25 protein-coding genes and 1 pseudogene are annotated in these 25,846 nt (G+C 70.0%); 11 read left to right on the top strand and 15 right to left on the bottom strand.

What is annotated here, in order from left to right; all coding sequences use genetic code 11:
* Window position 1 precedes the first annotated feature (1 nt).
* The 5 genes from CRT60_RS13085 to CRT60_RS13065 form a co-directional block, all read right to left on the bottom strand.
* Window positions 2-1,324, bottom strand: a complete 1,323-nt coding sequence (locus tag CRT60_RS13085; RefSeq protein WP_098736820.1) for a sugar ABC transporter permease — start codon at window positions 1,322-1,324, stop codon at window positions 2-4.
* Entirely contained in the window at window positions 1,324-2,382 is a 1,059-nt protein-coding gene (xylF, locus tag CRT60_RS13080) for a D-xylose ABC transporter substrate-binding protein (protein ID WP_204561852.1), read from the bottom strand. The genes CRT60_RS13085 and xylF overlap by 1 nt, the downstream gene beginning before the upstream one ends.
* Window positions 2,383-2,634: 252 nt before the next feature.
* A complete protein-coding gene (gene xylA / locus CRT60_RS13075) occupies window positions 2,635-3,957 on the bottom strand; it encodes a xylose isomerase (protein WP_098736819.1) in 1,323 nt (440 codons plus the stop codon).
* Window positions 3,954-5,405 carry a xylulokinase gene (xylB, locus tag CRT60_RS13070; RefSeq protein WP_098736818.1) on the bottom strand — a complete coding sequence of 484 codons (1,452 nt, stop codon included), beginning with the start codon at window positions 5,403-5,405 and terminating at the stop codon, window positions 3,954-3,956. The genes xylA and xylB overlap by 4 nt, the downstream gene beginning before the upstream one ends.
* A gap of 47 nt (window positions 5,406-5,452) precedes the next feature.
* The gene (locus CRT60_RS13065; protein ID WP_098736817.1) at window positions 5,453-6,511 is read right to left on the bottom strand and encodes a LacI family DNA-binding transcriptional regulator; all 1,059 of its coding nucleotides are present in this window, start codon (window positions 6,509-6,511) and stop codon (window positions 5,453-5,455) included.
* 299 nt (window positions 6,512-6,810) lie between these two features.
* Between CRT60_RS13065 and CRT60_RS13060 the strand changes: the two genes are divergently transcribed.
* Window positions 6,811-8,658 (top strand): DEAD/DEAH box helicase, encoded by a 1,848-nt coding sequence (locus tag CRT60_RS13060; protein WP_244592459.1) that lies wholly within the window; start codon window positions 6,811-6,813, stop codon window positions 8,656-8,658.
* Here the strand turns inward: CRT60_RS13060 and CRT60_RS13055 are convergent.
* A complete protein-coding gene (locus CRT60_RS13055; protein WP_098736816.1) occupies window positions 8,655-9,587 on the bottom strand; it encodes a LysR family transcriptional regulator in 933 nt (310 codons plus the stop codon). The genes CRT60_RS13060 and CRT60_RS13055 overlap by 4 nt on opposite strands.
* Before the next feature lie 123 nt (window positions 9,588-9,710).
* Between CRT60_RS13055 and CRT60_RS13050 the strand changes: the two genes are divergently transcribed.
* The 4 genes from CRT60_RS13050 (at window position 9,711) to CRT60_RS13035 (ending at window position 12,972) form a co-directional block, all read left to right on the top strand.
* Entirely contained in the window at window positions 9,711-10,556 is an 846-nt protein-coding gene (locus CRT60_RS13050) for a hypothetical protein (protein WP_098736815.1), read from the top strand.
* A 44-nt stretch (window positions 10,557-10,600) separates the two neighbouring features.
* On the top strand, window positions 10,601-11,185 hold the full coding sequence (locus CRT60_RS13045) for a YceI family protein (protein WP_098736814.1): 585 nt from the start codon (window positions 10,601-10,603) through the stop codon (window positions 11,183-11,185).
* Between the two features lie 88 nt (window positions 11,186-11,273).
* Complete coding sequence (locus CRT60_RS13040) at window positions 11,274-12,275, top strand: glutathione S-transferase family protein (RefSeq protein ID WP_098736813.1); 1,002 nt, start codon at window positions 11,274-11,276, stop codon at window positions 12,273-12,275.
* 28 nt (window positions 12,276-12,303) lie between these two features.
* A complete protein-coding gene (locus CRT60_RS13035) occupies window positions 12,304-12,972 on the top strand; it encodes an alpha/beta hydrolase (protein ID WP_098737024.1) in 669 nt (222 codons plus the stop codon).
* A 39-nt stretch (window positions 12,973-13,011) separates the two neighbouring features.
* On the opposite strand, the pseudogene CRT60_RS13030 reads toward CRT60_RS13035, so the two are convergent.
* Window positions 13,012-14,079: pseudogene (locus CRT60_RS13030) on the bottom strand (NnrS family protein); the annotation flags it as partial.
* Window positions 14,080-14,214: 135 nt separating this feature from the next.
* Here CRT60_RS13030 and CRT60_RS13025 point away from each other — a divergent pair.
* Window positions 14,215-14,940 carry a Crp/Fnr family transcriptional regulator gene (locus CRT60_RS13025; protein WP_098737023.1) on the top strand — a complete coding sequence of 242 codons (726 nt, stop codon included), beginning with the start codon at window positions 14,215-14,217 and terminating at the stop codon, window positions 14,938-14,940.
* 144 nt (window positions 14,941-15,084) lie between these two features.
* On the top strand, window positions 15,085-15,606 hold the full coding sequence (locus tag CRT60_RS13020) for a DUF2249 domain-containing protein (RefSeq protein ID WP_098737022.1): 522 nt from the start codon (window positions 15,085-15,087) through the stop codon (window positions 15,604-15,606).
* A 70-nt stretch (window positions 15,607-15,676) separates the two neighbouring features.
* On the opposite strand, the gene CRT60_RS13015 is transcribed toward CRT60_RS13020, so the two are convergent.
* Window positions 15,677-16,357: a hypothetical protein gene (locus tag CRT60_RS13015; protein WP_098736812.1), complete on the bottom strand. Its 681-nt coding sequence runs from the start codon at window positions 16,355-16,357 to the stop codon at window positions 15,677-15,679.
* A gap of 275 nt (window positions 16,358-16,632) precedes the next feature.
* Between CRT60_RS13015 and CRT60_RS13010 the strand changes: the two genes are divergently transcribed.
* Window positions 16,633-17,295, top strand: coding sequence for a hypothetical protein (locus tag CRT60_RS13010; RefSeq protein WP_098736811.1), 663 nt, complete (start codon window positions 16,633-16,635; stop codon window positions 17,293-17,295).
* Window positions 17,296-17,329: 34 nt separating this feature from the next.
* Here the strand turns inward: CRT60_RS13010 and CRT60_RS36185 are convergent, their stop codons facing one another.
* Both CRT60_RS36185 and CRT60_RS36450 read right to left on the bottom strand, forming a co-directional pair.
* Window positions 17,330-17,482 carry a hypothetical protein gene (locus tag CRT60_RS36185; protein ID WP_161958042.1) on the bottom strand — a complete coding sequence of 51 codons (153 nt, stop codon included), beginning with the start codon at window positions 17,480-17,482 and terminating at the stop codon, window positions 17,330-17,332.
* Window positions 17,483-17,655: 173 nt separating this feature from the next.
* On the bottom strand, window positions 17,656-17,796 hold the full coding sequence (locus CRT60_RS36450) for a hypothetical protein (RefSeq protein ID WP_167421690.1): 141 nt from the start codon (window positions 17,794-17,796) through the stop codon (window positions 17,656-17,658).
* 518 nt (window positions 17,797-18,314) lie between these two features.
* Between CRT60_RS36450 and ubiT the strand changes: the two genes are divergently transcribed.
* The 3 genes from ubiT to ubiV are packed head-to-tail and all read left to right on the top strand — an operon-like array spanning window position 18,315 to window position 20,928.
* Window positions 18,315-19,010, top strand: a complete 696-nt coding sequence (gene ubiT, locus CRT60_RS13005) for a ubiquinone anaerobic biosynthesis accessory factor UbiT (protein ID WP_098736810.1) — start codon at window positions 18,315-18,317, stop codon at window positions 19,008-19,010.
* A 6-nt stretch (window positions 19,011-19,016) separates the two neighbouring features.
* On the top strand, window positions 19,017-20,003 hold the full coding sequence (ubiU, locus tag CRT60_RS13000; RefSeq protein ID WP_098736809.1) for a ubiquinone anaerobic biosynthesis protein UbiU: 987 nt from the start codon (window positions 19,017-19,019) through the stop codon (window positions 20,001-20,003).
* Window positions 20,004-20,016: 13 nt separating this feature from the next.
* A complete protein-coding gene (gene ubiV, locus CRT60_RS12995) occupies window positions 20,017-20,928 on the top strand; it encodes a ubiquinone anaerobic biosynthesis protein UbiV (RefSeq protein ID WP_098736808.1) in 912 nt (303 codons plus the stop codon).
* Between the two features lie 128 nt (window positions 20,929-21,056).
* Here ubiV and CRT60_RS12990 read toward each other — a convergent pair whose 3' ends face one another.
* From CRT60_RS12990 to CRT60_RS12970, 5 genes are read right to left on the bottom strand one after another with little or no spacing between them, the layout of a single operon-like run.
* Window positions 21,057-22,046 carry an FAD:protein FMN transferase gene (locus tag CRT60_RS12990; protein WP_098736807.1) on the bottom strand — a complete coding sequence of 330 codons (990 nt, stop codon included), beginning with the start codon at window positions 22,044-22,046 and terminating at the stop codon, window positions 21,057-21,059.
* On the bottom strand, window positions 22,046-22,588 hold the full coding sequence (locus tag CRT60_RS12985; protein ID WP_098736806.1) for a nitrous oxide reductase accessory protein NosL: 543 nt from the start codon (window positions 22,586-22,588) through the stop codon (window positions 22,046-22,048). Before CRT60_RS12985 ends, CRT60_RS12990 begins: the two co-directional genes overlap by 1 nt.
* Window positions 22,588-23,412: an ABC transporter permease gene (locus CRT60_RS12980; protein ID WP_098736805.1), complete on the bottom strand. Its 825-nt coding sequence runs from the start codon at window positions 23,410-23,412 to the stop codon at window positions 22,588-22,590. Before CRT60_RS12980 ends, CRT60_RS12985 begins: the two co-directional genes overlap by 1 nt.
* A complete protein-coding gene (locus CRT60_RS12975) occupies window positions 23,409-24,341 on the bottom strand; it encodes an ABC transporter ATP-binding protein (protein ID WP_098736804.1) in 933 nt (310 codons plus the stop codon). The genes CRT60_RS12980 and CRT60_RS12975 overlap by 4 nt, the downstream gene beginning before the upstream one ends.
* On the bottom strand, window positions 24,338-25,699 hold the full coding sequence (locus CRT60_RS12970) for a nitrous oxide reductase family maturation protein NosD (RefSeq protein ID WP_098736803.1): 1,362 nt from the start codon (window positions 25,697-25,699) through the stop codon (window positions 24,338-24,340). The genes CRT60_RS12975 and CRT60_RS12970 overlap by 4 nt, the downstream gene beginning before the upstream one ends.
* Window positions 25,700-25,846 lie beyond the last annotated feature (147 nt).

Raw genomic sequence — 25,846 nt, 5'->3', positions numbered from 1 at the left:
ATCATTTCAAGCCCTTGCGATACAGCGTGTCGACATAGACCGCGGCGACCAGCACGAGGCCGACGACGATGTTCTGCATCGGCGCGTCCACCCCCAGCAGCACCATGCCGGATTGCAAGGACTGCATCACCATGGCCCCCAGCATCGCGCCGAGGATGGTGCCGACGCCGCCGGCCATCGAGGTGCCGCCGATGATCGCCGCGGCGATGACGTACAGCTCGTCAAGCGTGCCGTTGGCGTTGGTGGCGGCGTTCAGCCGGGCGGTGGCGATGCAGGCGGACAGGCCGCACAGCGCCCCCATCAGCCCGAACACCATCACCATCACCCGGCGGGTGTTGATGCCCGACAGCTCCGCCGCCTCCGGATTGCCGCCGATGGCGAAGACGTAGCGGCCGAAGCGGGTGCGCCGCGACAGGAAGGTCATCAGCACCCCCACCGCCACCGCGATCAGCACCGGGATGGCGAAGCCATGGGCGACGAAAGGAAGCCCGCCGTCGGTGGACAGACCTTGCGCCTCCATCATCCGGCGCACCACCGGGACGGGAAGCGGATAGGCGTTGACCACCAGCACGGCGCCGACGATGGCGGCGCTGACCAGCAGGATCACCACCCCCTCCGCCCACAGCGGCCGGACGGGAAAACCGAAGCCGGCCCTGCGGCGCCGCGTCACCAGGATGGCGGCGACCGAGAGCAGGACGGCGGCGATGCCGACCATCCAGCTCGGCCCGGCGCCGATGGCGCCCTCGAAGCCGCCGCCCAGCCGCTTGAACAGGCCGTCCATCGGCGCCACCGTCTGGCCGGTGGTCACCCACCACGCCGCCCCGCGCCAGACCAGCAGACCGCCCAGCGTGACGATGAAGGACGACACGCCGAGATAGGCGATGATGGCGCCCTGCACCGCCCCGACCGCCCCGCCGACGGCGACCGCCGCCAGCACCGCAACCACCCAGGTCAGCGGATTGTCGAAGCCCCAGATCTCCGGCAGGAGCCGGGCCTGGAGCACGCCGACCACCATGCCGGTGAAGCCCAGGATCGAGCCCACCGACAGGTCGATGTTGCGGGTGACGATGACCAGAACCATGCCCGTCGCCATCACGCCGACGGACGCGGTCTGCACCGACAGGTTCCACAGGTTGCGCGGGGTCAGGAAGGCGCCGCCGGTCAGGATGTCGAAGCCGATCCAGACGATGGCCAGCGCCCCGATCATCCCGACCATGCGGGTGTCCAGCTCCAGCGCGCGCAGGGCGTCGCCGATGCCGGCCCGCCGTCCGGCCGGCGCCTCCGCAGGGGGCGCCGGGGACAGCGTGGTGGACGGCTCCGCCATCAGTTGCAGGCCTTGACGCTGCCGGGCTTCACACCCTGGCAGACCACGTCCTTGGTCACCCAGCCGGCGTCGATCACCTGGCCGAGATTGTCCTTGGTGATGGCGATCGGGGTGAGGAACAGCGAGGTCATCTTCTGCTTCTTCGGACCGCCGTCGAAGGTGGTGGCGCCGGAGATGTCGGTCATCTTCTTGCCGCCCGCCAGATCCATGGCGATCTCGGCGGCGCGGCGACCGAGTTCACGGGCGTCCTTCCACACCGACACCGTCTGGGTGCCGAGCGCGATGCGGTTCAGCGCCGCCTTGTCGCCGTCCTGGCCCGACACCGGCACGGTCCCGGCCAGACCCTGCGCCGCCAGCGCCGCGACAGCACCACCGGCGGTGCCGTCGTTGGAGGCGACCACGGCATCGACCTTGTTGCCGGTCTTGGTGAGGATCTGCTCCATGTTCTGCTGGGCGATGGCCGGCAGCCACTTGTCGGTGTAGGCCTCGCCGACATTCTTGACGTCGCCGCGGTCCATCGCGGCCTTCAGCACCTCCATCTGGCCGGCGAACAGGAAGTCGGCATTCGGATCGGTCGAACTGCCCTTGATGAAGGCGTAGTTGCCCTTGGGCTTCATCGCGAAGACGCTGCGCGCCTGGAGACGGCCGACCTCCTTGTTGTCGAAGGTGATGTAGAAGGCCGACGGGATTTCGATCAGCCGGTCATAGCCGACGACCGGGATGCCTTCCGCCGCCGCCTTCTCCACCGCCGGGCGGATGGCGTCGCTGTCCTGGGCCAGGATGATCAGCGCGTTTGCGCCGCGGGAGATCAGCGATTCGATGTCCGACAGCTGCTTGGCCGGCGAGGACTGGGCATCGGCGGAGAGGTATTTGCCGCCGGCCTTCTCGATCACGGCCTTGATCGCTGCCTCGTCGGTCTTCCAGCGCTCCTCCTGGAAGTTGGACCAGGACACGCCGACGGTGGCGCCGGCGGCGAGTGCGGCTGTCGAGGTCATGGTGGTGGCGGCAGCCAGCGTCAGGAACAGGCCGGCGGCGGTCGCGGTGAGACGGTGCTTCATCGTGTTTCCTCCCTGTGTGGCCGTCCGGTTGCGGCGGCCTTGTTGATCGACGAAAGCAGAAATCTTAGGGGCGGCATCATCTCCCTCTCCCGTCCCGGGAGAGGGAAGGGGCCTGCCGCGAAGCGGTGGGAAGGGTGAGGGGTAGCGCAAGAAACCATGCGGTTCGGGATTCTTGGCCGCCCCCTCACCCTCCCCACTTCGTGGGTCCCCTCCCTCTCCCGGGGCGGGAGAGGGCATGTCATGCGTCCTTTCTCAGACGTAGCGGTTGACGATGTTCTCCAGATACTCCTGCCGGCCGGAGCGCGGCTGGGGGTTGAGGCCCGAGGTCAGCGCCCGCTCGGCGAGCGTGGCGAGGTCGCGCTTGCCGGACAGGATCGCCTGCCCTTCCGCACCGTCCCAGCCGGCATAGCGCTCGGCCAGCGGCCCGGTCAGGGCGCCGTCCTCCAGCATCTGCGCCGCTTGCAGCAGGGCGCGGGCGCAGCTGTCGACGCCGCCGATGTGGCCGTGCAACAGGTCGGCGGGGTCGAGCGACTGGCGGCGGATCTTGGCGTCGAAATTCAGGCCGCCGGTGGTGAAGCCGCCGCCCTTCAGGATGTCGTGCATGACCACCGTCAGCTCGCCGATGTCGTTGGCGAACTGGTCGGTGTCCCAGCCCAGCAGCGCGTCGCCGCGGTTCATGTCGAGCGAGCCGAAGATGCCGAGCGCCAGCGCCAATCCCACCTCGTGCTGGAAGCTGTGGCCGGCGAGGATGGCGTGGTTCTGCTCGATGTTCACCCGCACGTCGGCCAGCAGGTCGTAGCGTTCCAGGAAGCCGTAGACGGTGGCGACGTCGAAATCGTACTGGTGCTTGGTCGGCTCGCGCGGTTTCGGCTCGATCAGGATCGGGCCGTCGAAGCCAATCCTGTGCTTGTGCTCCACCACCATCGCCAGGAAGCGGCCCATCTGGTCCAGCTCGCGCTTCAGGTCGGTGTTCAGCAGCGTCTCATAGCCCTCGCGGCCGCCCCACATGACGTAGTTGGCGCCGCCCAGCGCATGGGTCGCCTCCAGCGCCGCGCGCACCTGCCCGCAGGCGTAGAGGAAGACGTCCGGGTCCGGGTTGGTCGCCGCCCCCGCCATGTAGCGGCGGTTGGAGAACAGGTTGGCGGTGCCCCACAGCAGACGGACCTTGGCGGTCTCCATCTTCGCCGCGAACAGCTCGGTGATGGCCTTCAGGTTGTCGACGCTCTCGGCCAGCGTGTCGCCTTCCGGGGCGGCGTCGAGGTCGTGGAAGCAGAAGAAGGGGATGTCGAGCAGGCGGAACATCTCGAAGGCGACATCGGCCTTGGCGCGGGCCGCCGCCATCGGGTCCTGGCCGGGGCGCATCCACGGGCGCTGGAAGGTCTCGCCGCCGAAGGGGTCGCCGCCCGGCCAGCAGAAGCTGTGCCAGTAGCAGGCGGCCAGCCGCAGATGGTCCTCCATCCGCTTGCCCAGAACCACGCGGTCCTTGTCGTACCAGCGGTAGGACAGCGGGTCGCGGCTTTCCGGCCCGCGATAGGCCACGGGGGACAGGTCGCCGAAGAAAGAGGCGGTGCTCAAGACGCGAACTCCTTGGCAAGGGGGTAGAGCCGGCGCCAGCGCAGCCAGGCTTGGCTGTACGCCTCGGCGCGGGCCGGATCGGGGGTGAAGGTCTCCAGACGGCGGGGCTTGCGGCAGACGGCGGCGGGGGATTCTCCCGTCGCCGCCATGCGGCCGAGATGGGCGGCACCCAAGGCCGCTCCGACCTCACCGTCCTCAATGCGGTGTATGGTGACGCCGAGCGCGTCGGCGCAGATGCGTGCCCACAGCCGCGAGCGGGAGCCGCCGCCGGCAAGGTCGAACACTGTCGGGGCACCCTCACCCAGGGCGACGAGGTTGTCACGGGAGGCGAAGGCGACGCCCTCCAGCACCGCCTGAACCATCGCGTCGCGCGTGGTTTCCGCTGACAGGCCGGCGAACAGGCCGCGGACGGTCGCGTCGTTGTGGGGGGTGCGCTCGCCCGACAGATAGGGCAGGAAGGCAACCGGCGAGGGGCCGTCCACCGCGTCGCCGAGCGGGGCCAGCAGCGCCGCCTCCGGCGCGCCGAGGGTAGAGGCGGCCCAGGCCAGCGAGGCGGCCGACGACAGCATGACGCCCATCTGGTGCCAGACGCCGGGCAGCGCGTGGCAGAAGGCATGGACCGCCATCGCCGGATTGGGCAGGAAACGGTCGGTCGTCCGCCACACCACGCCGGAGGTACCGAGGCTGAGGAAACCGTCGCCGGGCGCGATGGCGCCGAGCCCGACGGCGCTGGCGGCGCAATCCCCTGCCCCGCCCGCCACCACCGGCGGCGTTTTCATACCCCAGCGGCGGGTCAGTTCGGGCGACAGCCGGGCGACGGCGTCGGACCCTTCGGCCAGATCGGGCATGTGGGCGCGGGTCATCCGGGTGGCGGCGAGCAGATCGTCCGACCAGTCGCGCCGGGCCACGTCGAGCCACAGCGTGCCCGAGGCGTCCGACATCTCCTCCACCATTGCGCCGGTGAAGCGCCAGCGGACATAGGCCTTGGGCAGCAGCACCTTGGCCAGCGCCGCGAAGACCTCCGGCTCCTCCTCCGCCACCCACAGCAGCTTGGGCGCGGTGAAGCCGGGCATGGCGATGTTGCCGCTGATGGTGCGCAGCGTGGGGAGGGTTTCCTCCAGCGTGGCGCACTGGCGGTGCGAGCGGCCGTCGTTCCACAGAATGGCGGGACGCAGCACCCGGTTGTCGGCGCCCAGCAGCACCGCGCCATGCATCTGGCCGGAGAAGCCGATGCCGAGCACGCCGGCGAGCGCGTCCGGCTGGCGGTCCGCCAGCTCGTCCACCGCGGCGACGGCGGCGGCGACCCAGTCCTCCGGCTCCTGCTCCGACCACAGGGGATGCGGGCGCGAGACGGTGCACGGGCGGGACGCGCTGCCGGCGACGGCCCCGTCGGCGTCGGTCAGGACCGCCTTGACGCTCGAGGTGCCGATGTCGATCCCGAGAAACATGACTGTCGACCTTTTCCGATGCCCTGGCGGGCGTGTTTCGATGCCCGTCAGGGCAGGTTGTCGCGCAGGATGACCTGGACCCTGATGTGTTCCTGCGCCGCGACGATCTCCTGGCCGGTGACCAGAGCGTGGAGCACCCTGCCCATCGAGCGCACCTCGTGCCCCGGATCCTGGGCGACCAGGGCGGCGAAGCTGCCGTCCAGCAGCATGCGGCGGGTGGCCGGCGTCAGCTCGTGCCCGACGCAGAGGATCTTGCGGACGAGCCCGGCCTCGGCCAACGCCTCGCCGATGCCGACCGAGCCCTCGCCGGTGTTGTAGATCGCCACCAGATCGGGCGTGTCGGTCAGCATGCGGCGGACCAGATCGCGGTTGCGGTCGGGATCGTCGCGGCCTTCCACCGGGGTCAGGCAGGTCAGGTGGGGATATTCCTCCGCCAGCACCTGCCCGAAGCCGAAGCGCCGTTCGGCATGGTCGCGCAGGCTGCCCGAGCCGGTGACGATGCCTATGGCGCCTCCTGTTTCCCCATTTCGGGGCGGGCCGAGGAAGCGGCCGACCAGCGATCCGGCGGTGCGGCCGGCGGCGATGTTGTCGATGCCGACATAATGCTGGCGCCGCGACGACGGGGCGTCCGACACCAGCGTCACCACCGCCATGCCGCCCTCGACCAGATCGTCGATGGCGGCGCGGATGCGCGGATGGTCGAGCGCCACCAGCGCCACCCCGTCGAAGCGGCCCGGCAGGGCGGCCAGCTGCTCCGCCAGCGTGTCGGCGTCGAACACGTCGGCCTCGACGATCTCCACCCCGATGCGGCGGGCGCGGAACCAGTCGGCCTGGGCGCGGATGGTGTCGGCGATGTCCATCATGAAGCGGTTGCCGCCGCCGGGCAGGATCACGGCAAAGCGCCAGGAGCGTGCCCGCGCCAGCTCCGCCGCCGCCGCCAGCGGGCGGAAGCCCAGCCGCTGCACCGCGTCCTGCACCTTGCGCGCGGTCTTGTCGCTGACGCCGGGCCGCCCATTGACCACCCGGTCGGCGGTCGCAAGGCTGACGCCGGCCGCAGCCGCCACGTCGCGCAGGGTCAGGGGTCCGTCGCTGGAATGATTGTTCATGCCGCGAACATATTCCTGCGATTTGAGGTGCGCAACTCAAATCTTGAGGTCAGGCTCAAGCTCTGCCATTTGGCGGGGGGTGCAGTGATGGGCCAGTTCGCGCATGCGGAAATTCAGGTGCGTACATCAGACTGCCGCAGGGCGAGCTGCTCATAAGGTTTAGGCGACGCGAAGCGCCCTCCCCGGCCGGTGGCGGCAGTACTCCCCCTGCGGCTTGTTACCTACGATTGCGCTCAAGACCGGGGGACTCCCGGCACTTTAGGCTTGCTCCTCCCTCGTGCCACAGCCAGCAGGGTGGAATGCCGCAGCTGAGAACCCATCAGCAACTGGTCAGCGCCATCGCCGACGCCATCGGCCAACAGCAGACGGAGGTTCGCGACGTTCTGGCGGCGGTGACGCCCGGCGGGGGGAAATCGCTGCTGCCGGTGATCATGGCGGCGGCGCTGCACAAGGCCGGGCGGATCGACCGGGTCTGCTGGATCGTGCCGCGCGACAGCCTGCGCCAGCAGGCGGAGGAGGCCTTCGTCGATCCGCGCTGGCGCGAGGTGTTGGGACACAGCCTTGCCCTGCGCGCCGCGGAGAACGGGCGCGACCTCTGCCGCGGTTTGCAGGGCTACGTCACCACCTATCAGGCGGTGGCCGCCGCGCCGGACCTGCATCTGCAGGAGTTCCGCCGCCACCGCTACCTGCTGGCGGTGGATGAGCTGCACCATCTGCCGGCGGTGTTCGACACCGACCGCATGGCGGCGGTGGAGGAGGAAACCGCCTGGAGCCGGTCGATCCTGCCGCTGTTGGAGAATGCGTCGGCCCGTCTGCTGATGAGCGGGACGCTGGAGCGCGCCGATGGCCGGCCGATCCTGTGGCTGCCCTACCGCGCGCCGCAGGGGACGCGGAAGGTGCGGGAGGTCGATTTCAAGGCGCCGGGCTGGGCGGTGGTGGGATATTCGCGGCGGCAGGCGCTGGCGGAGAAGGCGATCCTGCCGGTGACCTTCGGGGCGATGGACGGGACGGCCTCCTGGCTGGATGCGGAGCGGACCAACCGCTGGGTCGAGTCCCTGTCGAAGGCAGGGGAGAACACGCGCGACGCCCTGTTCACCGCACTGCGCACCGGCTTCGCCCAGGCGATGCTGCGCGAGGCCTACCGCTCCTGCCGGGAGCATCGGGCGAAGCGGCGGGCGGAGATGAAGCTGCCGGCGGGCCGCGACGATGCGGGGCTGGGCAAGCTGCTGGTGATCGCCCCCGACCAGGGGACGGCGCGCTTCTATCTTGAGACGCTGCAAGGCTGGATGCCGAAGGCGCAGGCGGGGCGCATGGCGCGGCTCGCCATTTCCGAATGCCGCGATGCGCAGGAGGTGGTGGCAGCCTTCCGCCTGCGCCCGGAGCCGGCGGTGCTGGTGTCCGTCGCCATGGCGTACGAGGGGCTGGACGCACCGTCGATCACCCATGTCGCCTGCCTGACGCACATCCGCTCCCGCCCCTGGCTGGAGCAGGCGATTGCGCGGGCGACGCGGGTGGACCCGCATGGCGGCCCCTACGACCGGCAGCGGGCGCTGATCTACCACCCCTCCGACGCGCTGTTCGAGCAGTTCCGCACCATGGTGGAGACCCAGCAGGGCACCCGCGCCATGGTGAAGACCCGCCGGCCGCAGCAGGAGCTTCCCTTCGAGCGGTCGGCGGAGCGGGAGCCGGAGATCATCCCGCTGGAATCCAACGCCACGGCGCTGAGCTTCGCCGTGGTGGCGCCGGGACCGGATTTCGGGGCGCAGTCGCGTGATCCGGGCGAGTTGCCGCTGACGCCGAGCGCGGCGGAGCATCACCTGCGCCAGCGCATCGGCCAGCTGGTCGCGGCCCAGGTGATCGAGGACGAGGACAACAACCTCGTCGCCGAGGGGCCGACCGGCTACCACATCTACAACGCCGTGTTGAAGCGGCTGATGAAGAAGGCGCGCTCCGAAATGACGCTGTCGGAGCTGGAGGCGACGGTCGGCTGGCTGGAGCGCAACCGGCTGTCGGACCACCGGCACCTGATCGTCGACGATCCGCAGTTTACATGGTCCACCCGGCGGCGGGGGCAGCCGGCACGGATGCAGATACCCCGTGGACGTGACACCGGGAGAATCCCCTCTCCCCCCCGGGGAGAGGGTTAGGGTGAGGGGGATATCGGGGGGGAGAGGGGGAGCGGGCAGCGCCCTTCCAGCAGGTCGCGGTCGCGGGTCAGGGCGTCGGCCATGAAGTCGAGGAAGGCGCGGACGCGGCCCATGTGGCGCAGATCCTCGTGGGTCAGCAGCCAGAGCTTGGCGTCGGCCTCCGGCACCGGGTCGCCGATGCGGCGGAAGGCGGGGTCGCGGTCGACCACGCCGCAGGGCAGCAGGCCAAGCCCGATGCCGGCCCGCACCGCCTCCACCGACCCCGCCACCGAATTGACCCGGTAGCGGACCGAGCCCGCCGGGACCGTCCGCTTCATCCAGTCGGCGAGGTTGGTGTGGTCGAAGGACTCGTCCAGCCCGACCCAGGGGTGGCGGTCGAGATCGCCGCCGGTGCCCGCCTCTTCCAGATAGGCCGCACCGCCATAGACGGCGAAGGCGAGGCCGGACACCGCGCGGCCGACCAGATTCTCCGGCGGGCTGGTGGTGGCGCGGATCGCCACGTCGGCCTCGCGCCGGGTCAGGCTGAGCGAGGCCTCCGCCGCCACCAGATCGACCCGCAGGTCGGGGTGGCGGCGGCGGAAGGCGGCGATGTGGCGCGGCAGGACGTAGAGCGTCAGGATGTCGACGGTGGTCACGCGCAGGCTGCCGCTGATCCGGGTGTCGCGGCCGGACAGCAGGCGGTTGGCGGCGGCCAGATCCTCCTCCATCTTCTGCGCCACCCGCTGCATCTCGTCGCCCGCCGCGGTCAGCACATAGCCGCCGGGCAGCTTGTCGAACAGGCGGGCGCCCATCGCCTGCTCCAGCGCCGTCACCCGGCGCAGGACCGTGCTGTGGTTCACCCCGAGGACACGCGCCGCCGCCGACAGCGACCCATGCCGCGCCACTGCCAGCAGATAGCGAAAATCATCCCAATTGCTGCTACCTAGCATTTATTCCCGCTCATTCCTGCAGATGCTTTTTGCAAAACTCCCGAATTTGCGCTTACCAGAGCACAGGTTAGGGTCCCGGCCAAGCGCAACCTGCGCCACCTTATCGAGACCCGGCTTCCTCCCATGTCCGAGCTGCTTCAAGACCCCTTCGTCCAATCCAGCGTGCTGCCGCTGCTGGTCGGCCTGATCCTGGTCGGCGCGCTGCACCTGCTGCGCCGCCCGCTGGCGGCGGCCGGCATCGCCGCCGGCTTCCTGGTCGTCTTCGCGATGGTGATCGGCCTGCCGGCCCTGCCGCCGCCGTCGAGCATGGGCAAGCTGTTCTGGGCGTCCGCCGCCGGGCTGCTGATCGGCGCGGTCGCCGACGTGGCGGGGATCCGCGGCCGGATCGCTTCGGCGGTGCTGGCGGTCTGGCTGGCGGCGTCGCTGCTGTGGATCGCCCTGCCCGCGCTGGACTCGGCGGCGGCGATCGTCAGCCTCGTCGTCCTGCTCGGCACGGCGGCGTGGGTCGCTTTTGCCCGCGGTTCGCAGGCGCATGGGGTCGAAAGCCCGATGGCACCCGCTTCCACGCTGCTGGCGCTGGCGCTGGCCGTCGGCGGCACCGCGCTGATCGGCTCCTCGGCCTCCATCGCTCAGATGGCGCTGGCGTTGGCGGCGTCGGCCGGCGGGTTCCTGCTGTGGAACTGGCCGGTGGAGCGCCATGGCTGGGGCCTGTCGGGCCGGGTCGCCACCGGCATCGCCGTCCTGCTGGCCGCCGTGCTGGCCCTGTTCACCCAGACCCAGGCCGCGGTGCTGCTGCTGGCGCTGCCGGCATTGTTCGCCGGCCATGTCCGCCGCTTTCTCCCCCAGGGCGACGGGCTGATCGGCCGCGCCGCCTCGTCGGCCGCCGTCACGGTGGTCGCGGTCCTTCCGGCGCTGGTCGCCATCGGCGCGGCCTTCGCGCTGAGCGGCGGCGAAGCGTCGCCCTACTGATCCCCCTTCCCAATCAGTCAATCCTGTTTTCCGGAGTTCCGTTCATGAAGAAGACCCTGTTTGCCGCCGCCCTGTTCGCCGCGACCGCCGTCGGCGCCGTTTCCCCCGCCTTCGCCGCCCCGGTCACCTACAAGATCGACCCGGCGCACACGGCCGTCGCCTTCATCGTCAACCATGTCGGCTTCTCCAACGTGATCGGCCGATTCAACACGGTCGGCGGCGACGTCAGCTTCGACAAGGACGCTGTCGAGAAGAGCACGGTCACCGTCACCATCGACACCACCAGCGTCGACACCAACCACGCCAAGCGTGACGAGCACCTGCGGTCGCCGGACTTCTTCAATGCGAAGGAGTTCCCGAAGATGACCTTCAAGAGCACGAAGATCGAGAAGACCGGCGACAAGACCGGCAAGCTGCATGGCGACCTGACCATGCTGGGCGTGACCAAGCCGGTCGTGCTGGACGTCACCTTCAACAAGGATGGCGTCAGCCCGGCCAGCAAGCTGGAGACCGCCGGCTTCTCCGCCCGCGGCACGGTCAAGCGCACCGAGTTCGGCATGAAGTACGGCGCCCCGGCCATCGGTGACGACATCCAGCTGCTGATCGAGGTCGAAGCGGTCAAGTCCTGATCGCCGGCAGTCTTCGACTGTTGCAGAGCAGGAGGGGCCGGTTCGCCGGCCCCTTCGCATATGTGCAGGATGAACGGGAGGAACCGCGATGCCGCAGCTTGTGAACGGTGTTTGGGAAAAGGGCGACATCGCAGCCAGCGAGATCAAGGGCGGCGCCTTCCACCGCGAGCCGACCCGCTTCCGCGACTGGATCACGCCGGGCGGCGCGCCGGATTCCGAAGGTCGCCCCACCCTGCCGGCAATGGCCGGGCGCTATCACCTCTACGTCTCCTATCTGTGCCCCTGGGCCTCGCGCACGCTGATCGTCCGCGCGCTGAAGGGGCTGGACGGGGTGATCGGCATGTCCGCCGCCGAGCCGGTGCTGGGCGAGGATGGCTGGGTCTATGGCGAGGAGCAGGACGGCGGTCCGCGCGTCGGCCGCTTCCGCCACCATTACAGCCTCTATACGGCGAGCGACCCGACCTACACCGGCAAGGTGTCGGTGCCGGTTCTATGGGACCGGCAGGAAGGCCGCATCGTCAACAACGAGTCGGCGGACATCATCCGCATCCTGAACGGCGCCTTCGATGGGCTGACCGGCAACCGGCTGGACCTCTATCCCGAGCCGCTGCGGCCGGAAATCGACCGCTGGAACGAGCTGGTCTACACGACCGTCAACAATGGCGTGTACCGCTGCGGCTTCGCCAAGTCGCAGGCCAGCTACGACGAGGCGTTCGACGCGCTGTTCGCCACGCTCGACCGGCTGGAGGAGCGGCTGTCGGCCAGCCGCTATCTGGCGGGGGAGCATCTGACCGAGGCCGACTGGCGCCTGTTCGTGACGCTGGTGCGCTTCGACGCCGCCTATCACGGCGCCTTCAAGTGCAACCTGCGGCGGATCGAGGATTATCCGAACCTGTCGGCCTATCTGCGCGAGCTGTACCAGTGGCCGGGCATCCGCGACACGGTGAAGATCGACCACATCAAGGCGGGCTACTACACCAACCCGGCGATCAACCCGACGCTGATCGTGCCGAAGGGGCCGGCGCTGGATTTCGAGCGCAGCCACGACCGCGACCGGCTGCCGGGCAAGGGCATCCGGCAGCGGGCGTGACACGGCAACGGCAGGAAGGGTGGCTTCGATGAGCAGCACCGTAGACGGTTCCAAGGGTATCCTGCGTCTGGCCCCGGCCTCCGGGGCGGCGGCGCGGCGGCTGGTCATCCTGCTGCACGGCGTCGGGTCGTCGGGCGCCGACCTGATGCCGCTGGCCCAGTCCTGGCGGGGGGCGCTGCCCGGCACCGCCTTCGTGGCACCCGACGCGCCGCAGCCCTTCGACATGGGCAATGGGCATCAATGGTTCAGCATCGCCGGCGTGACGGAGGAGAACCGCCCCGCCCGCGTCGCCGCCGCCCTGCCGGCGCTGGCTGAGCTGATCGAGGCCGAACGGCAGCGGGCAGGCGTCGCCGCCGCCGATGTGGCGCTGGTCGGCTTCAGCCAGGGCAGCATCATGGCGCTGCATCTCGCCATGACCGATCCGGAGCGCTGCGGCGCGGTCGTCGCCTTCGCCGGCCGCATCGCGGCGCCGGTTGCGACACCGGACGGGTGGGGACGGCGACCGTCGGTTCTGATGGTCGGCGGTGCGGCGGACAGCATCATGCCGCCCGCCGTGGTGCAGGCCGCCGCCGCTCATTTCCGCTCCGCCGGCTTTGCGGTGGAGGAGCATCTGCTGCGCGGCGTTCCCCACACCATCACCGCCGCCGGTGCGCAGCTCGGCCTGGATTTCCTGCAACGCGTCCTGCCGTCGGCGTGAGCGCCGCGGCCGGGTGAGCAACACCCCTGCCGTCAGCAACTGGCCGAGCGTCCAGGCTACCGCCGCGGCGGTCAGCAGCGTCATCGACGGCCAGCAGACGGCCGCCACGCGCAGAATCGCCGCCAGGGCGATCAGCGCGACGGCGACGCTGGCGGCGGGCGGGAAACGCTCCGGCTCCGCCTCGCGTTGCAGGGTGGTGCGGATCGTCATGGTGCTGGCGAGGATGCCGAGCGCGCCGACCCCCAGCATGTGCCAGCCGGCGGTGGGCGGCAGATCGAGCAGCGCCGTGCCCGCGGTCAGCAGCCAGCCGGCGCCGAGGCAGAGATAGCCCAGATGCAGGCTGGCGATCTCCGGCCGGCGCAGCAGCAGATGGGGCTTCCAGCGGGCGAGCCGCAGCAGCGCGCTCGTCCCGGCCATCGCGGCCCCGGCGGCACCGATGAGGGGCAGCAGGCCGGTGGCGGCCGACAGCAGGCAGAGGGCGGCCCCGGCGATGCCCATCGCCTCCAGCCTCGGCTGGACCCGGTGCGCGAGGGTGACGCCCTGGCGGCGCAGGGCCCCGGCGGTGGCGGCGGGGATGACGCGCCCGCCCATGGTGAGCAGAAGCGTGGCGATCAGCAGCAGGCCGACGGGCCGGCCGTTGCCGGGGACAAGGCCCAGCTCCCCGGTCCAGAACAGCGCCTCGGCACCGAGGAAGGCACCGATCAGCGGGCCGAACACCGCGTTGTGGCCGCTGCGGCTGGTGCGCAGGAAGGGCAGGCCGGCGACGACGAACAGCAGCAGCGGATAGGCGAAAGAGAGCGGCAGGGCCAGCAGCGGCGGCAGCGCCAGCAGCAGGGCCAGCCGGCCGGCGAGCCAGGACAGGAGGGCCGCCGCCACCATCGGACGCGACAGCCGGGTCATCAGGAAGCCGCCGACCACCGCCAGCGCATAGCCCAGCGTCATCTCGTGCGCATGAACGGCCGGCGACCAGCCCGCCGGCAGCAGGCCGCCGACCTGCGCCAGCCACAGCGGGACGGCGAGCGCCGCATAGAGCGCCGCCGCCGGGTACATCGGCCGGTGGGCGCTGGTGACGGCGCCGGTGGCAGCGCTGGGGATGGGGGTGGGCATGGCGGGGACCTTCGCTGGGATGCTGCGGCCATTCTGGCGGCATGCCGGATTTCGCGCTTTGAGCCGCAACAAAGTCGTGCACGAATGGATGCCCTTCACGCCCCCGATCCCGCCCAGCGCGCCAGGACGACCGCCATGCCCCCGCCCCCCGATCCCGCCATACTGCGCGGCATGCCGCTGTTCGCCGGGCTGGATGGCGATGCGCTGGGGGAGGCGGTTGCGATGGCGCGGCCCCGGCTGCATGTCCGCGGCACCGCCGTCTTCAGCCAGGGGGAAGCGGCGGCGGCCGGCCATGCGCTGATCGACGGGCGGGTGAAGATCGTGCAGACCGGCCCCGACGGGCAGCAGGTGGTGATGCGCTTCATCGGCCCCGGCGAGATGTTCGGCACGCTGGCGATCTTCACCGACGGATTCTATCCGGCCGATGCCGTCGCGGTGGCCGATTGCGTCGAGCTGTCCTGGCCGGCCGCCGCGATGACCGAGCTGATGGACCGCCATCCTGCCATCGCCCGCAACGCGCTGTCGATCGTCGGCGGGCGGCTGCGCGAAGTGCAGAACCGCCTGCGCGAGGTGGCGACGGAGCGGGTGGAGCGCCGCATCGCCCACGCCCTGCTGCGGCTGGTGCGCCACGCCGGGCGGCAGGTGGAGGCCGGGGTGGAGATCGACTTCCCGCTGTCCAGGCAGGATATGGCGGAGATGACCGGCACGACGCTGCACACCGTCAGCCGCACCCTGTCGGCCTGGGAAAGCCAGGGCATCGTCGAGAGCGGCCGGCAGCAGGTGGTGATCCGCAAGCCCCACGCGCTGGTCGCCATCGCCGAGGATCTGCCTCTCGTGCCGCCGCTCGCCGAGCGGGAGTGACGGCGAGCGGGTGCCGGACCGGCTGAGCGCCCGACCCGTTCCGGGGTTTGTGCTGGAGCAAAGAAGGGGGCGGCGATCCGGGCTACAGGGGGACATGGCGATCCTGCCGCTCCCCCACAGACCAGACGGACGACGATGCCGACCATGACCTCCCCCATTGCGCCCACCGCGCCCGCCGCCCAGGCCGAACCGGTTCTCGATCTCCGCGCCATCCCGCCCTACCAGCGCCACCAGCTGATCTTCGCGTCGGTGCAGGATCTGACGCCCGGCGACGGTTTCTCGCTGGTCAACGACCATGACCCGCGCCCGCTGCACCACCAGCTGCTCAGCCTGTTCGGCGCCAGCTTCTCCTGGGAGTATCTGCAACAGGGCCCCGAGGTCTGGCAGGTCCGCATTTCCCGGCCCGAGGGGGCGGCGGCGGCCAGCCTGCGCGTCAGCATCGACCGCAACGGTGACGTGACGGTGGTGGCCGGCGATGCGCGGCTGGGTCCGGACGGCAGCGGCGGCTCGGTCTGCGAGGTGACGGATGTCCCGCCCGGAACGCCGGAGGGGGACGTGCTGGCGCTGTTGCAGGGCGTGATCCCGCCGGCCGGCGTGGTCGGCATCGCCTATGAGCGGCTGCTGGCCCGGCGCAACGGGTCCTGCTGCGGCGGCATGTGCGGCTGAAGAGACAGGCATGGACCGCAAGCATGGAACGGCGTGGAACGTTTTCCGGCGGATGTTCCATCGCCCCCCTCTACCGCGGGCCGAAGGCACCGGCGGCGCGGCGGCCGACCGGGCCGGGGTTGAGGTTGGGATACTCCTCATACCGGTTGAGCGTATAGGGGAAGACGCCCTTCGGCCCCGCCGCCTCCGGCTGGGCCAGCACGGCGGCGACCAGCTTCGGGCTGGGCGGATGGCGCTCGCGCAGGGCGCCGGGGATGTCGTCGTCATCCAGTTCGGGGACGATGACGGCGGGTGGGTCGTCCGGGCGGGGCGCCCGCGGCTCTTCCATCATGTCCCGCGAGGCGGCGCGGGCGGTCCCGAGACCGGGGATGAGGCCGAGCCGCTCGGCCAGCCAGCGCACGGTGGCGGGATCCCCTGACGTGACCAGCCGCTCGATCTGCTCGGCCACCAGCACCCGCAGCGAGGACAGCCGCAGTTCGGCCTCGCGGTTCAGCGCCTGCCGCTCCCACCAGACCCTGTGACGAAAATCCTTGGAGCCGTAATAGGCCCGCCACAGCGTGGTGCGGCTGCACCCCATGGCGCGCGAGACCTGGAGGAAGCTGTTGCCGCGCGCCAGCATGCCGGCGGCCATGATCCATTGCTCCTCATGGAACTGCGAACCGGGAACCAGCGCGCCTTCGGCAGGGGTCGGCGGCTCTTCGGCCCAGCGGGGGAAATTGTCGGCGGTGAAGCTGCGGGGATCGAGGGGCATGGCGGGACTCCGCGACTGAGGGAGGCATTCGCGGAAAGATTATAGGAAATTATTCTTTTGAGGATATTTTTCGCAAAGACGGTTTGGAGACGGTTCGCTGACCTTTCCCCGGACGAACTGCCGTAACCGACCACGCCGGCAAACGCATTGGTTGTTTTCGATAACCTTGACGCGAGTATTAACTTATAAAAGCAAGTATGATTAGAATTGCCCTCGTCAATCGACGCGACGCCGCCTGGGCGCTCACCCGTCAGTCACGAGAATGAGGGTCTCCGATGGCCAGAGTACAGATTCCATCCGTTCCAATCTATTTCATGGCCCCGAAATGGGGCAGGGAGCTGGCGGGCGGCGGCGGTGGCACATCCGTGCATGTGATCATGGGGCCCGGCGCCATTGCGTCTTCCAACTACGGCAGCAGGCCACAGAGAAACGCCCCGCGCTGCATCACCGCTTTGAGAAGAGACCATCCGAAGGTCAAGTGGATCGCCGGCCATCTGTTGAACGACAACATGGGTGGACCGGGGGTGAGCGAAAACCTGACGCCTCTTACTGCAACGACGAACAAGAGGCACAGTGCGGTAGAGCTGAAGGTGAAAGAGCTTCTGATTATTTCCAACCAGTTCTTCAATATCGACAAATCCGAGGTCGAGAAGGCCATTTCGCGGGCCGTCACGGAGAAGGATAAACGGGCGGAACTGGCGAAGCTGTATGTGCATGCGATAGAGATGAAGGTGATCGTCAGCAATACAAAAATGACGATGCCCGTGCTGGACAAAAAGACGGGAAGAACCGTGGATGTGGATGTCAATGCTCCTCATGCCATCCAGGTCCGTGCGAAGGCCATCAGGTACGACTGCACCGAGGCCGGAAACTGGGTCAGGAGCAAGAGCCGCCCCGATATCACCAAGGCCGTCCGCAGGGTGATCAGAAACGAATAGGGACAGTGTCCCATCGCCTTCGACGCACGCCCTTTCAGCCCATCATGTCCTCGCCGGACCGCCGGCGGGCGGATGCAGCGGCCCTTGCCCCGGCGGCTTTCGGCGGCGGAGCGATGCAGAGGTCGAACCCGGCCAGCAGGCCCAGGCTCAGGATCGACGTGGCGGCGCTGATGCAGAGGATGGTCATGGGATCGCTCCGTCCGAAAGGGCTGACATCTCGGTGCCGTTCAATCGACCGGGGACGGTCGGCGGCGATGGGGCGATCCTGGACGCATCCGGCTTCCGCTGCTGTGAGGGGGGCCACAGCCCGGCCTGTTTCGAAGCGCGGATCGAGCGGCGGCCGGCAGCCTCGGCGGGCGCTTACCGCCTGCCGGCTTCGTTGTCCTTCTTCGCCTGTTCTTCCTTCGCCCGGTCGTGATGCCACTTGATGGCGAAGAACATTCCCGTGCCCAACACGATGATCTTGAACGGGAAGAAGACCAGAGGGAACCAGTCGTACATTGTGAACGTCTCCAGGATACGACGCCGTGTCTCGTCAGGGGAAACCGACGGCAGTCGGGTCGGGCGCGGGTCCTTGTCTGCGGGCGGAAGCGCAGGCGGCGGGGTCGGCGTGGCTGTGGCGAAGAAGCGGCCACTCCTGTTCGGATGACATCGCCTGGTCCCCGGAGGGAAATCCAAGCAATTCATGCATACAATATGAGACTGTATGCGCCGATGACGCCTACAATGTCAACAGATGTGCATGCAATGCACCCTTGAGATTCATACAGCCATGGAAGGCGTGGCGGATGCCCGGCAGGCCCCGGCAGGCCCCGGCGGTCCTTCGGGTCGCTGCGCTGAAACACCGCATCGGCCGGGAGGAGCGCCGGCTGTACGACCTTGGGCGGCCGCTCCTGTGCCGGCGAGCGCGGCCTGACGCCAAGGGCTTTTTCTAGCTTGAACTTGACCGAGGTCAATGACGTCAGGCGGTTACCGGCTTTCATGGGCGGCGGAATGACCGATGAGGAGGGAAGCCGCCCATGCGCGATCCCGATGCCGCACAGACTGTTTCCGTTTCCCATTCCCCCGCCGGCGAGCGTGCCCGCCGGTTCGAGACCGGATTGAGCCGGGCCGGGCTGGGGCTGGTGCCCAGGCTGGGGCGGCGGGCCAGCGATGCGCTGCTCGCCCGGCTGCTGCGGCTGCTGGCCGACCGTCATCCGCGCGCCTTCGAGGCCCTGCGCGAGATGCCGGACGCCCGCGTGCTGATCGAGCCGGTGGACGCGCCGGTCGCCCTGCTGATGCGCGTCGGGCCCGAGCTGTCGCTGCATGCCCTGCCGCGCGGCGCCGACGGTGTGGGCGAGGCGGGGGCCGATGCCGTAGTCAGGGGGCCTTATGACAAGCTGCTCGACCTGCTGGAGGGGCGGATCGACGGCGATGCGCTGTTCTTCCGGCGCGAGCTGAGCATTTCCGGCGACACCGCGCTGATCCTGGCATTGCGCAACACGCTGGACGGCGAGGACGAGATGGATCTGGTGGCCGATGCCGCCTCCATCGCCGGGCCGCTGGCCCGCGCCCTGCCGGTGCTGCGGCGCAATGCCGGGCCGGTGCTGGACCGGATCGACGCGGCGCGCTGGCTGCTGCCGCCGCCGCTGCGCCGCGGGATCGAGCGGCTGGAGGCACGGCTCGCCGGGACGGCGGGCACTCCGCCCAGGACGTTGCCGGGAACGGGGGCGTAGGGGATCATGGACAATTTCGAGCTGATCTGCCCGGCGGGGACGCCGGCCGCCTTGCGCGCCGCCGTCGATGCCGGGGCCGATGCCGTCTATCTCGGCTTCCGCGACGAGACCAACGCCCGCAATTTTCCGGGCCTGAACTTCACCCGGCAGGATGTCGCCGACGCGGTGGATTACGCCCATGCGCGCCGCGTCGAGGTCTATGTCGCCATCAACACCTATCCGCAGGCGGGCAATCTCGGCCCCTGGCAGAAGGCGGTGGACGATGCGGCGCGGCTGAAGGTGGATGCCGTCATCATGGCCGATCCGGGGCTGCTGGCCTATGCCGCGAAGCGCCATCCCGACCTGCGGCTGCATCTGTCGGTCCAGGCGTCGGCCGCCAATGTCGAGGCGATCCGGCTGTACCGCGAGGCCTTCGGCGTGCGCCGGGTCGTGTTGCCGCGCGTGCTGACGGTGCCGGAAATCGCCAGGCTGAACGCCGAGATCGACATCGAGACCGAGGTGTTCGTCTTCGGCGGCCTCTGCCCGATGGCGGAGGGGCGTTGTTCGCTGTCCTCCTACGCCACCGGCCTGTCGCCCAACAAGCAGGGCGTCTGTTCGCCGGCCAACCATGTCCGCTACGAGCAGCGGGGCGGTGCGCTGGCCTCGACGCTGGGCGGCTTCACCATCAATGTGTTCGGCGAGGGCGAGCAGGCCGGCTATCCGACGCTGTGCAAGGGCCGCTTTGTCGCTGGCGACGGGCCGGCCTACCTGTTCGAGGAGCCGACCAGCCTGAATGCCATGGATTTGCTGCCGGAGCTGAAGGCGGCCGGCGTGCGGGCGCTGAAGATCGAGGGGCGGCAGCGCGGCAAGGCCTATATCGCCGCGGTGGTCCGCGCCTATCGCGAGGCGCTGGAAACCTTCGCCGCCGGCCGGCCGGTGCCGCACATCGATTTGCAGGCGATGGTCGAGGGCGGGACCCAGACCACCGGCGCTTACACCCGCGCGTGGCGATAAGGGGTTTTTCGGAATGACTGCGTCACTCACTTTGGGGCCGGTGCTGTTCAACTGGCCGGTCGACCGCTGGCGCGACTTCTACGCCCGCATCGCCGACGAGGCGCCGGTGGACACCGTGATCGTCGGCGAGATCGTCTGCTTCAAGCGGGCGCCCTTCTTCGCCGAGGCGATGGGCGAGGTGATCGAACGGCTGAGCGCCGCCGGCAAGACGGTGTGGCTCGCCAGCCCGATCCTGGTCGGCAGCGAGCGCGAGCGGTCGGCGATGCGCGATCTGGTGGGGTCGGATGCCGGGTTGCCGGAAGGCGGCCTTATCGAGGCGAACGACATGGGGGCGCTGGCCCTGCTGGCCGGGCGGCCCCATGCGGTCGGGCCGACGATCAACGTCTACAACGAGGCGACGCTGGGCTGGATGGCCGGGCGCGGCGCGGTGGCGGTGTCGCTGCCGGCGGAACTGCCGGCGGCCACCGTCGCCGTGCTGGCGAAGGCCGGGCGGGAGCTGGGGATCGAGACCGAGGTGCAGGTCTGGGGACGGGCGCCGCTCGCCATCTCGGCCCGCTGCTATCACGCGCGCGCCCATGGGCTGCACAAGGACGGCTGCCAGTTCGTCTGCGGCAACGACCCGGACGGCATGCCGGTGACGACGATGGACGGCCAGCCCTTCCTGACCGTCAACGGCACGCAGACGATGTCGCACGGCTGCCTGTGCCTGGCGGCGGAGATGCCGGCGCTGGTGGCGATGGGGGTGGACCGCTTCCGCCTGTCGCCGCAGGCGATGGACATGGTGCGGGTCGCCGAGGCGTTCCGGGCGGTGCTGGACGGGCGGCGCGACGGGGCGGAGGCCGCCGCCGAGCTGGGCGGGCTGATCGACGCGCCGCTGGTCAACGGCTTCTACCACGACACCGCGGGGGCGCGGCGGGTGGCGTGAGGGGTTCTCCAGTCGGGGGTGAGGGGGATGCGTGGTGGGACCTTCGTGGAAACCCTGCGACGCTCCCCCCTCACCCTAACCCTCTCCCCGGGGGGGAGAGGGGACTGTCACGGCCTCGTCCCCGTCCTTCAGGCGGGCAGCCGCAGGATGCGGCCGTCGGGGTGGGTGAAGCGGGCGGTGACGCCGGGATATGCGGCCAGGATGGCCGGAGCCCGCTCCGCCGGCACCACCGACAGGGCGGTCGACAGGGCGTCGGCCGTCGTGGCGTCCGGTGCCTGCACGGTGACCGCCAGCCATTGGGCGGCGCAGGCCCCGTTCGCCGGGTCGAACAGGTGGGTGAAGCGGCCGGCGGCGTCGAACTGCGTGCCGTAGCCGCCCGAGGTCGCCATCGCGCCGTCGGTCAAGTCGACGGTCTCCGTGCTGTGCTCCGCATTCTTGGGATCGGCGAGGCCGACGGTCCAGGGGCGGCCCGAGGGGTGATGGCCCAGCGCCCGCAACTCGCCCATGTCGACGAGGACGTTGCCGATGCCTTGCGCTTTCAGCCGCTCGGTCACGCGGTCGGTGACATAGCCCTGGGCGATGCCGTTCAGCGTCACCGCCATGCCCCCGGCGGCGAAGGCGATGCGGTCGGGCTCCACCCGCAGGGCGCGGACATCGACCAGCGCACGGGCGGCGCGCACGGCACTCTCCGGCGGGCCGGCGGGGTCGGCGTTCGCGCGCTCGAAATGGCCGGCATAGAGCTGCCACAGGGGCTGCACCGTGGGATCGAAGGCGCCGCCGGTGGCGCGGCCGAAGGCGGCGGCCTCCGACAGCAGGCGGACGAGGTCGGCGGGCGGGTCGTCCAGCCGGCCGTCGCGATTCAGGCGGCGCAGCGCGGAGTCGGGGCGGTAGAGGCTGAAGACGCGCTCCAGCCGCTCCACCTCCTCCAGGCTCAGCGCGATCAGGCGGTCGGCCTCGGCCGGGTCGGGGTGGGCGATGGACAGGCTGGCGTCGGCGCCGAGCGCCACGCCGCGCCAGACCCGGACGGGAACCCCGTCCGCCCGCAGCAGGCGGTGCGGCAGAAGCGACAGGCCGGCGGCGACGGCGCCGATGGCGAGGAAACGGCGTCGGTTCAGCATCACTGCTCTCCCTCGGCCATGGTGGCGGCGGGCGGGGTGAGGATCTGGTCCTCATGCACGTCGGCGAAGCGCAGGACCGTGCCGCCGTTGGCCGCGGCGAAGCGCTCGGCGGCGGCCTTGTCGGAGAAGGGATAGGGTTCCGTCTCGCCCATGCCGCCGCGCAAGCGGCTGCCCAGCACGTACCACGCCTTGCGCGCCTCCACCCAGGCCGTCATGTCGGGGGCGGCGGGGTCCTTGGCCTTGGCGACGTCGGTGACGTAGATGGCGCCGATCTCCTTCGGCTCCTCCGGCAGCATGGTGAAAGCGAAGGTGTCGCGGACGGAGGACAGCCAGATCGGCCGCTCCTGCCCCTTCACCAGGATCTGGCCCTTGGGGCCGGAATGGTCGGCGAGATTCATGCCGCAGTAATGGCCGATGGCGTCGGCGGTCAGGATGGCGGGCGGCGGCGGGGCGACCTCCGCCTTTTCCTGCTTGCAGGCGGCGAGCGGTGCCAGCAGGGCGGCGGCGAGAAGGGCGGTCCGCAGGATGGGAAGGGTGCGCATCAGATCTGCTTCCTCGAAAAGAGGGCGGCGGCCAGCGCCAGCGGGGCGGCGATCCAGCCGGCCATCACCGCCAGCAGCAGCGGGACCGAAAGCTGGACATGGGCGGCGAGGCCGGCGGTGCCGGCGAATGCGCTGACGCCCTTGAAGCCGGTCAGGTTGAACAGGCGGTAGGCGTCGGCCGGGTTGGCGAGCAGCAGCCAGTTCAGCGTCTCCACCCCCAGGCCGCTGCCGCTGGCGAGGATGCCGAGCAGCGCCATGTCGTAGAGCAGGACGAATCCCAGCCACACCGCCACCGCGATGCCGGCCGCCGTGCCGCGGTCGCGGACGATGGTGGAGGCGAGATAGCCGAGTGCGGTGAAGGCGGCGCCCAGCATCACGCTGGAGCCGATCATCGCGGCGAAGGCGCGCCAGCTGTCGGTCCCGATGGCGGTGCCGCCCATGGCGAGCGCCACCCCGGCGGCGCCGTAGCCGACCACCGTCGCCAGCGCGATCACCGCGGCATGGCCGAGGAACTTGCCGAGCAGAAGCTGCCAGCGCGCCACCGGGTAGGACAGCAGCAGGGTCATGGTGCCGCGGTCGATCTCCCCCACCACCGCGTCGAAGGACAGCAGCAAGGCGATCAGGGGAAGGAGGAAGATGGTCAGGCTCGACAGGCTGACGATGGTGACCTCCACCGGGCCGACGCCGACCGTGCCGGTGGGGACCGAGCCGAGGAAGCTGAGCGTCAGGGCCAGCGCCGCCATCAGCAGGGTGGTGGCGACGACCCAGCGGTTGCGCGTTGCCTCGCGCAGTTCCTTGCCGGCGATGATCAGGAGCGTGTTCATTCGGCGGCCTCCCGGCGCAGGAAATGGGCGTACATCTCGTCCAGGCTGGGCTGGACGATCTCGATGTCGGCGATGTTGGCGGCGGAGCCGTCGCAGGCGATGCGGCGGACCAGACCGACCTTGTCGTCGTTGGCGCAGGCCAGCTCGACCACGCCGCCGGCCAGACGGGTCAGGGCGGCGCCCTCCCCCACCCGGGCCGCCAGCGTGTCGATCTCGCCGGTCGGCAGGGTCAGGCGGATGCGCACCGGCAGCTGCGCGAGGCTGCGCAGGGTGGCGAGCGAGCCGTCGGCGACCTTGCGGCCGCGGTTCATCACCACCACGCGGTCGGCCTGCCCTTCCAGCTCGGTCAGGGCGTGGCTGCACAGCAGGATGGTGGTGCCGCGGTCGCGCAGCTCCGCCACGATGGCGTAGAAGCTCTGGCGCAGGGCCGGGTCGAGGCCGGTGGTCGGCTCGTCGAGGAACAGCAGCTTTGGGCCGCCGAGCAGGGCCTGGGCCAGGGCCAGGCGCTGGCGCATGCCCTTGGAGTAGGTCGAGACGCGGCGTCGGATGGCGGCGGGCTCCAGCCCGACCTTTTCGAACAGCGCGTCGTTGTCGCGGCAGGGCGCGCCCTTCAGCCGGGCGTAGAAGTCCAACGTCTCCCGCCCGGTCATGCTGGGATGGAAGGCGACATTCTCCGGCAGGAAGCCGATCCGGCGGCGGATGGGGGAACAGGCGGCGCTGGCCGGGTCGCCGCCCAGCACGCGGATGCGGCCCTCCGTCGGGGTGGTCAGGCCGAGCATCAGCTTGATCAGCGAGCTTTTGCCGGCGCCGTTGTGGCCGACCATCGCCACGCATTCGCCGGGCGCCAGCGTCAGGTCCACGCCGCGCACCGCCTCGGTCTCGCCGTAGCGCTTGGTGACGCCCTGCACCTCTGCGGTGAAGTCGGTCATGGCTGGTTCCTTTCGGCAGTCTGTGGCGGGGTCGGCATGGGAGGCGGCGTCATCAAAGGCGCGCTGTCGATCACGCCGCCGGGGTGCAGGGCCGGGAACTGCTTCTGTGCCCAGCGGATCACCTGGACGCCGGGGCTGTTCATCAGCAGCTTGGCCGCCGGGTACTCCCACATCACCCGGTCGACCACGTCGTTGGGGCGATAGGGCTCGTCGGAGATGCCGTCGCCGTTCAGGTCGAAGGCGGCATTGTCCGACCAGTAGTTGCCGCGCCCATTCTCCGACCAGTCGAGATAGCGGGTGCCGACATATTTGACCTGGGTGCGGTTGCCGATGAAGGCGTTGCCGGTCAGGCTGTTGCGCTCCGACCCGGCGGTGAAATGGACGCCGATCTCGCAGCCGTCGAAGCGGTTGCCGGTGAAGCGGTTCTTGTTGGCGTTGTAGATGAAGACGCATTTCCAGGTGCCGCTGCGCAGCCGGTCGCTCATCGCCTCGCTGTCGCGCGGGATGTCGCTGTCGGGCAGCGCCTCGCCGGCGTCGGACAGCGCACCGGCGAAACGGCCTTCGATCACGTTGCCCTCGATGCGCGAGCTGTTGGCGTTGTTCAGCATCAGCCCGTGTTCGCGGTCCGCCCTGGAGCGGTTGTTGCGGATCAGCAGGTTGTTGGAGAACATCACCGCATAGCCGACATTGTTGGCGATGGAGACGTTGTCGGTCAGTTCGGAATCGTTGGTATACATGTAGTGGACGGCGAACCGGACATGCTCGAACCGGTTGCCGGAGAAGACGTTCTTGCGGGACGAGGTGGTGAACAGCCCGTCGCGCCCCTCACGCACGCTGTTGTCGAGCACGCGGGTGCCCGGCGCGTTCCACAGCTGGATGCCGTTGCCGCGTTCCGACACCCGCAGGTCGGTGCGGCCGACGATGTCGTTGCGGCGGACCAGGCTGTCGGCCGCACCCCAGATGTAGATGCCGATCAGATTGTCGCGCAGGCGGTTGTGTTCGACCACCGCGCCGCGGGCCTCCTTGCCGAGGAAGATTCCGGCATTCTGGTCGATCAGGCTGAGGCCGGAATTGCGGATTTCCAGATGCCGCAGCGTGACGTTGGGCGCGAGGATGGTGAGCGTGCTGCCGCTGCCCTGCCCGTCGATGACGGCGCCCGGCTCTCCGGTCAGGGTGACCGGCGTGCGGACGGTCAGCGGGCCGGGATGGACGCCGGCAGCCAGCACCAGCGTGTCTCCTGGCGCCGCGGACGCCAGCGCCGCCTCCAGCCCGCCGGGGGCGACCGTCGCCGTGGCGGCGAGCGCCGGGGCCGGCAGGGCGAGGGCGGCGGCGAGGAGTGTCGCGGTGCGGAGGAACATGGGGCGTCCGTTGGTGGGGATTGATCCCCTCTCCCGTCCCGGGAGAGGGAGGGACCCGCCGCAGGCGGGAGGGTGAGGGGTGATCCAAGGAGCCGGCGGCGCATGGTTCCTTGCACTACCCCTCACCCTTCCCATGGCGATGCCATG

Origin of the sequence: Azospirillum palustre, from assembly GCF_002573965.1 — a bacterium.
Taxonomy (GTDB): Bacteria; Pseudomonadota; Alphaproteobacteria; order Azospirillales; family Azospirillaceae; genus Azospirillum; species Azospirillum palustre.
Note: the sequence above shows the minus strand (reverse complement) of the source record. Positions and strands in the feature narration are given on the sequence as shown.

Bases quoted from the DNA above. Each gene is read 5' to 3' on its own strand.
- xylB (WP_098736818.1), bottom strand. From the start codon at position 5,405: ATGTTTCTCGGGATCGACATCGGCACCTCGAGCGTCAAGGCGGTCCTG.
- CRT60_RS36450 (WP_167421690.1), bottom strand. From the start codon at position 17,796: ATGTACGACTGGTTCCCTCTGGTCTTCTTCCCGTTCAAGATCATCGTG.
- CRT60_RS12985 (WP_098736806.1), bottom strand. From the start codon at position 22,588: ATGCGCACCCTTCCCATCCTGCGGACCGCCCTTCTCGCCGCCGCCCTG.
- CRT60_RS13020 (WP_098737022.1), top strand. From the start codon at position 15,085: ATGACCTCCCCCATTGCGCCCACCGCGCCCGCCGCCCAGGCCGAACCG.
- CRT60_RS13035 (WP_098737024.1), top strand. From the start codon at position 12,304: ATGAGCAGCACCGTAGACGGTTCCAAGGGTATCCTGCGTCTGGCCCCG.
- ubiV (WP_098736808.1), top strand. From the start codon at position 20,017: ATGACTGCGTCACTCACTTTGGGGCCGGTGCTGTTCAACTGGCCGGTC.
- CRT60_RS13045 (WP_098736814.1), top strand. From the start codon at position 10,601: ATGAAGAAGACCCTGTTTGCCGCCGCCCTGTTCGCCGCGACCGCCGTC.
- CRT60_RS36185 (WP_161958042.1), bottom strand. From the start codon at position 17,482: ATGACCATCCTCTGCATCAGCGCCGCCACGTCGATCCTGAGCCTGGGC.
- CRT60_RS13065 (WP_098736817.1), bottom strand. From the start codon at position 6,511: ATGAACAATCATTCCAGCGACGGACCCCTGACCCTGCGCGACGTGGCG.
- CRT60_RS12970 (WP_098736803.1), bottom strand. From the start codon at position 25,699: ATGTTCCTCCGCACCGCGACACTCCTCGCCGCCGCCCTCGCCCTGCCG.
- CRT60_RS12980 (WP_098736805.1), bottom strand. From the start codon at position 23,412: ATGAACACGCTCCTGATCATCGCCGGCAAGGAACTGCGCGAGGCAACG.
- CRT60_RS13025 (WP_098737023.1), top strand. From the start codon at position 14,215: ATGCCCCCGCCCCCCGATCCCGCCATACTGCGCGGCATGCCGCTGTTC.
- CRT60_RS13015 (WP_098736812.1), bottom strand. From the start codon at position 16,357: ATGCCCCTCGATCCCCGCAGCTTCACCGCCGACAATTTCCCCCGCTGG.
- CRT60_RS13040 (WP_098736813.1), top strand. From the start codon at position 11,274: ATGCCGCAGCTTGTGAACGGTGTTTGGGAAAAGGGCGACATCGCAGCC.
- xylF (WP_204561852.1), bottom strand. From the start codon at position 2,382: ATGAAGCACCGTCTCACCGCGACCGCCGCCGGCCTGTTCCTGACGCTG.
- ubiU (WP_098736809.1), top strand. From the start codon at position 19,017: ATGGACAATTTCGAGCTGATCTGCCCGGCGGGGACGCCGGCCGCCTTG.
- CRT60_RS12990 (WP_098736807.1), bottom strand. From the start codon at position 22,046: ATGCTGAACCGACGCCGTTTCCTCGCCATCGGCGCCGTCGCCGCCGGC.
- CRT60_RS13010 (WP_098736811.1), top strand. From the start codon at position 16,633: ATGGCCAGAGTACAGATTCCATCCGTTCCAATCTATTTCATGGCCCCG.
- CRT60_RS13060 (WP_244592459.1), top strand. From the start codon at position 6,811: ATGCCGCAGCTGAGAACCCATCAGCAACTGGTCAGCGCCATCGCCGAC.
- CRT60_RS13050 (WP_098736815.1), top strand. From the start codon at position 9,711: ATGTCCGAGCTGCTTCAAGACCCCTTCGTCCAATCCAGCGTGCTGCCG.
- CRT60_RS13055 (WP_098736816.1), bottom strand. From the start codon at position 9,587: ATGCTAGGTAGCAGCAATTGGGATGATTTTCGCTATCTGCTGGCAGTG.
- CRT60_RS12975 (WP_098736804.1), bottom strand. From the start codon at position 24,341: ATGACCGACTTCACCGCAGAGGTGCAGGGCGTCACCAAGCGCTACGGC.
- ubiT (WP_098736810.1), top strand. From the start codon at position 18,315: ATGCGCGATCCCGATGCCGCACAGACTGTTTCCGTTTCCCATTCCCCC.
- CRT60_RS13085 (WP_098736820.1), bottom strand. From the start codon at position 1,324: ATGGCGGAGCCGTCCACCACGCTGTCCCCGGCGCCCCCTGCGGAGGCG.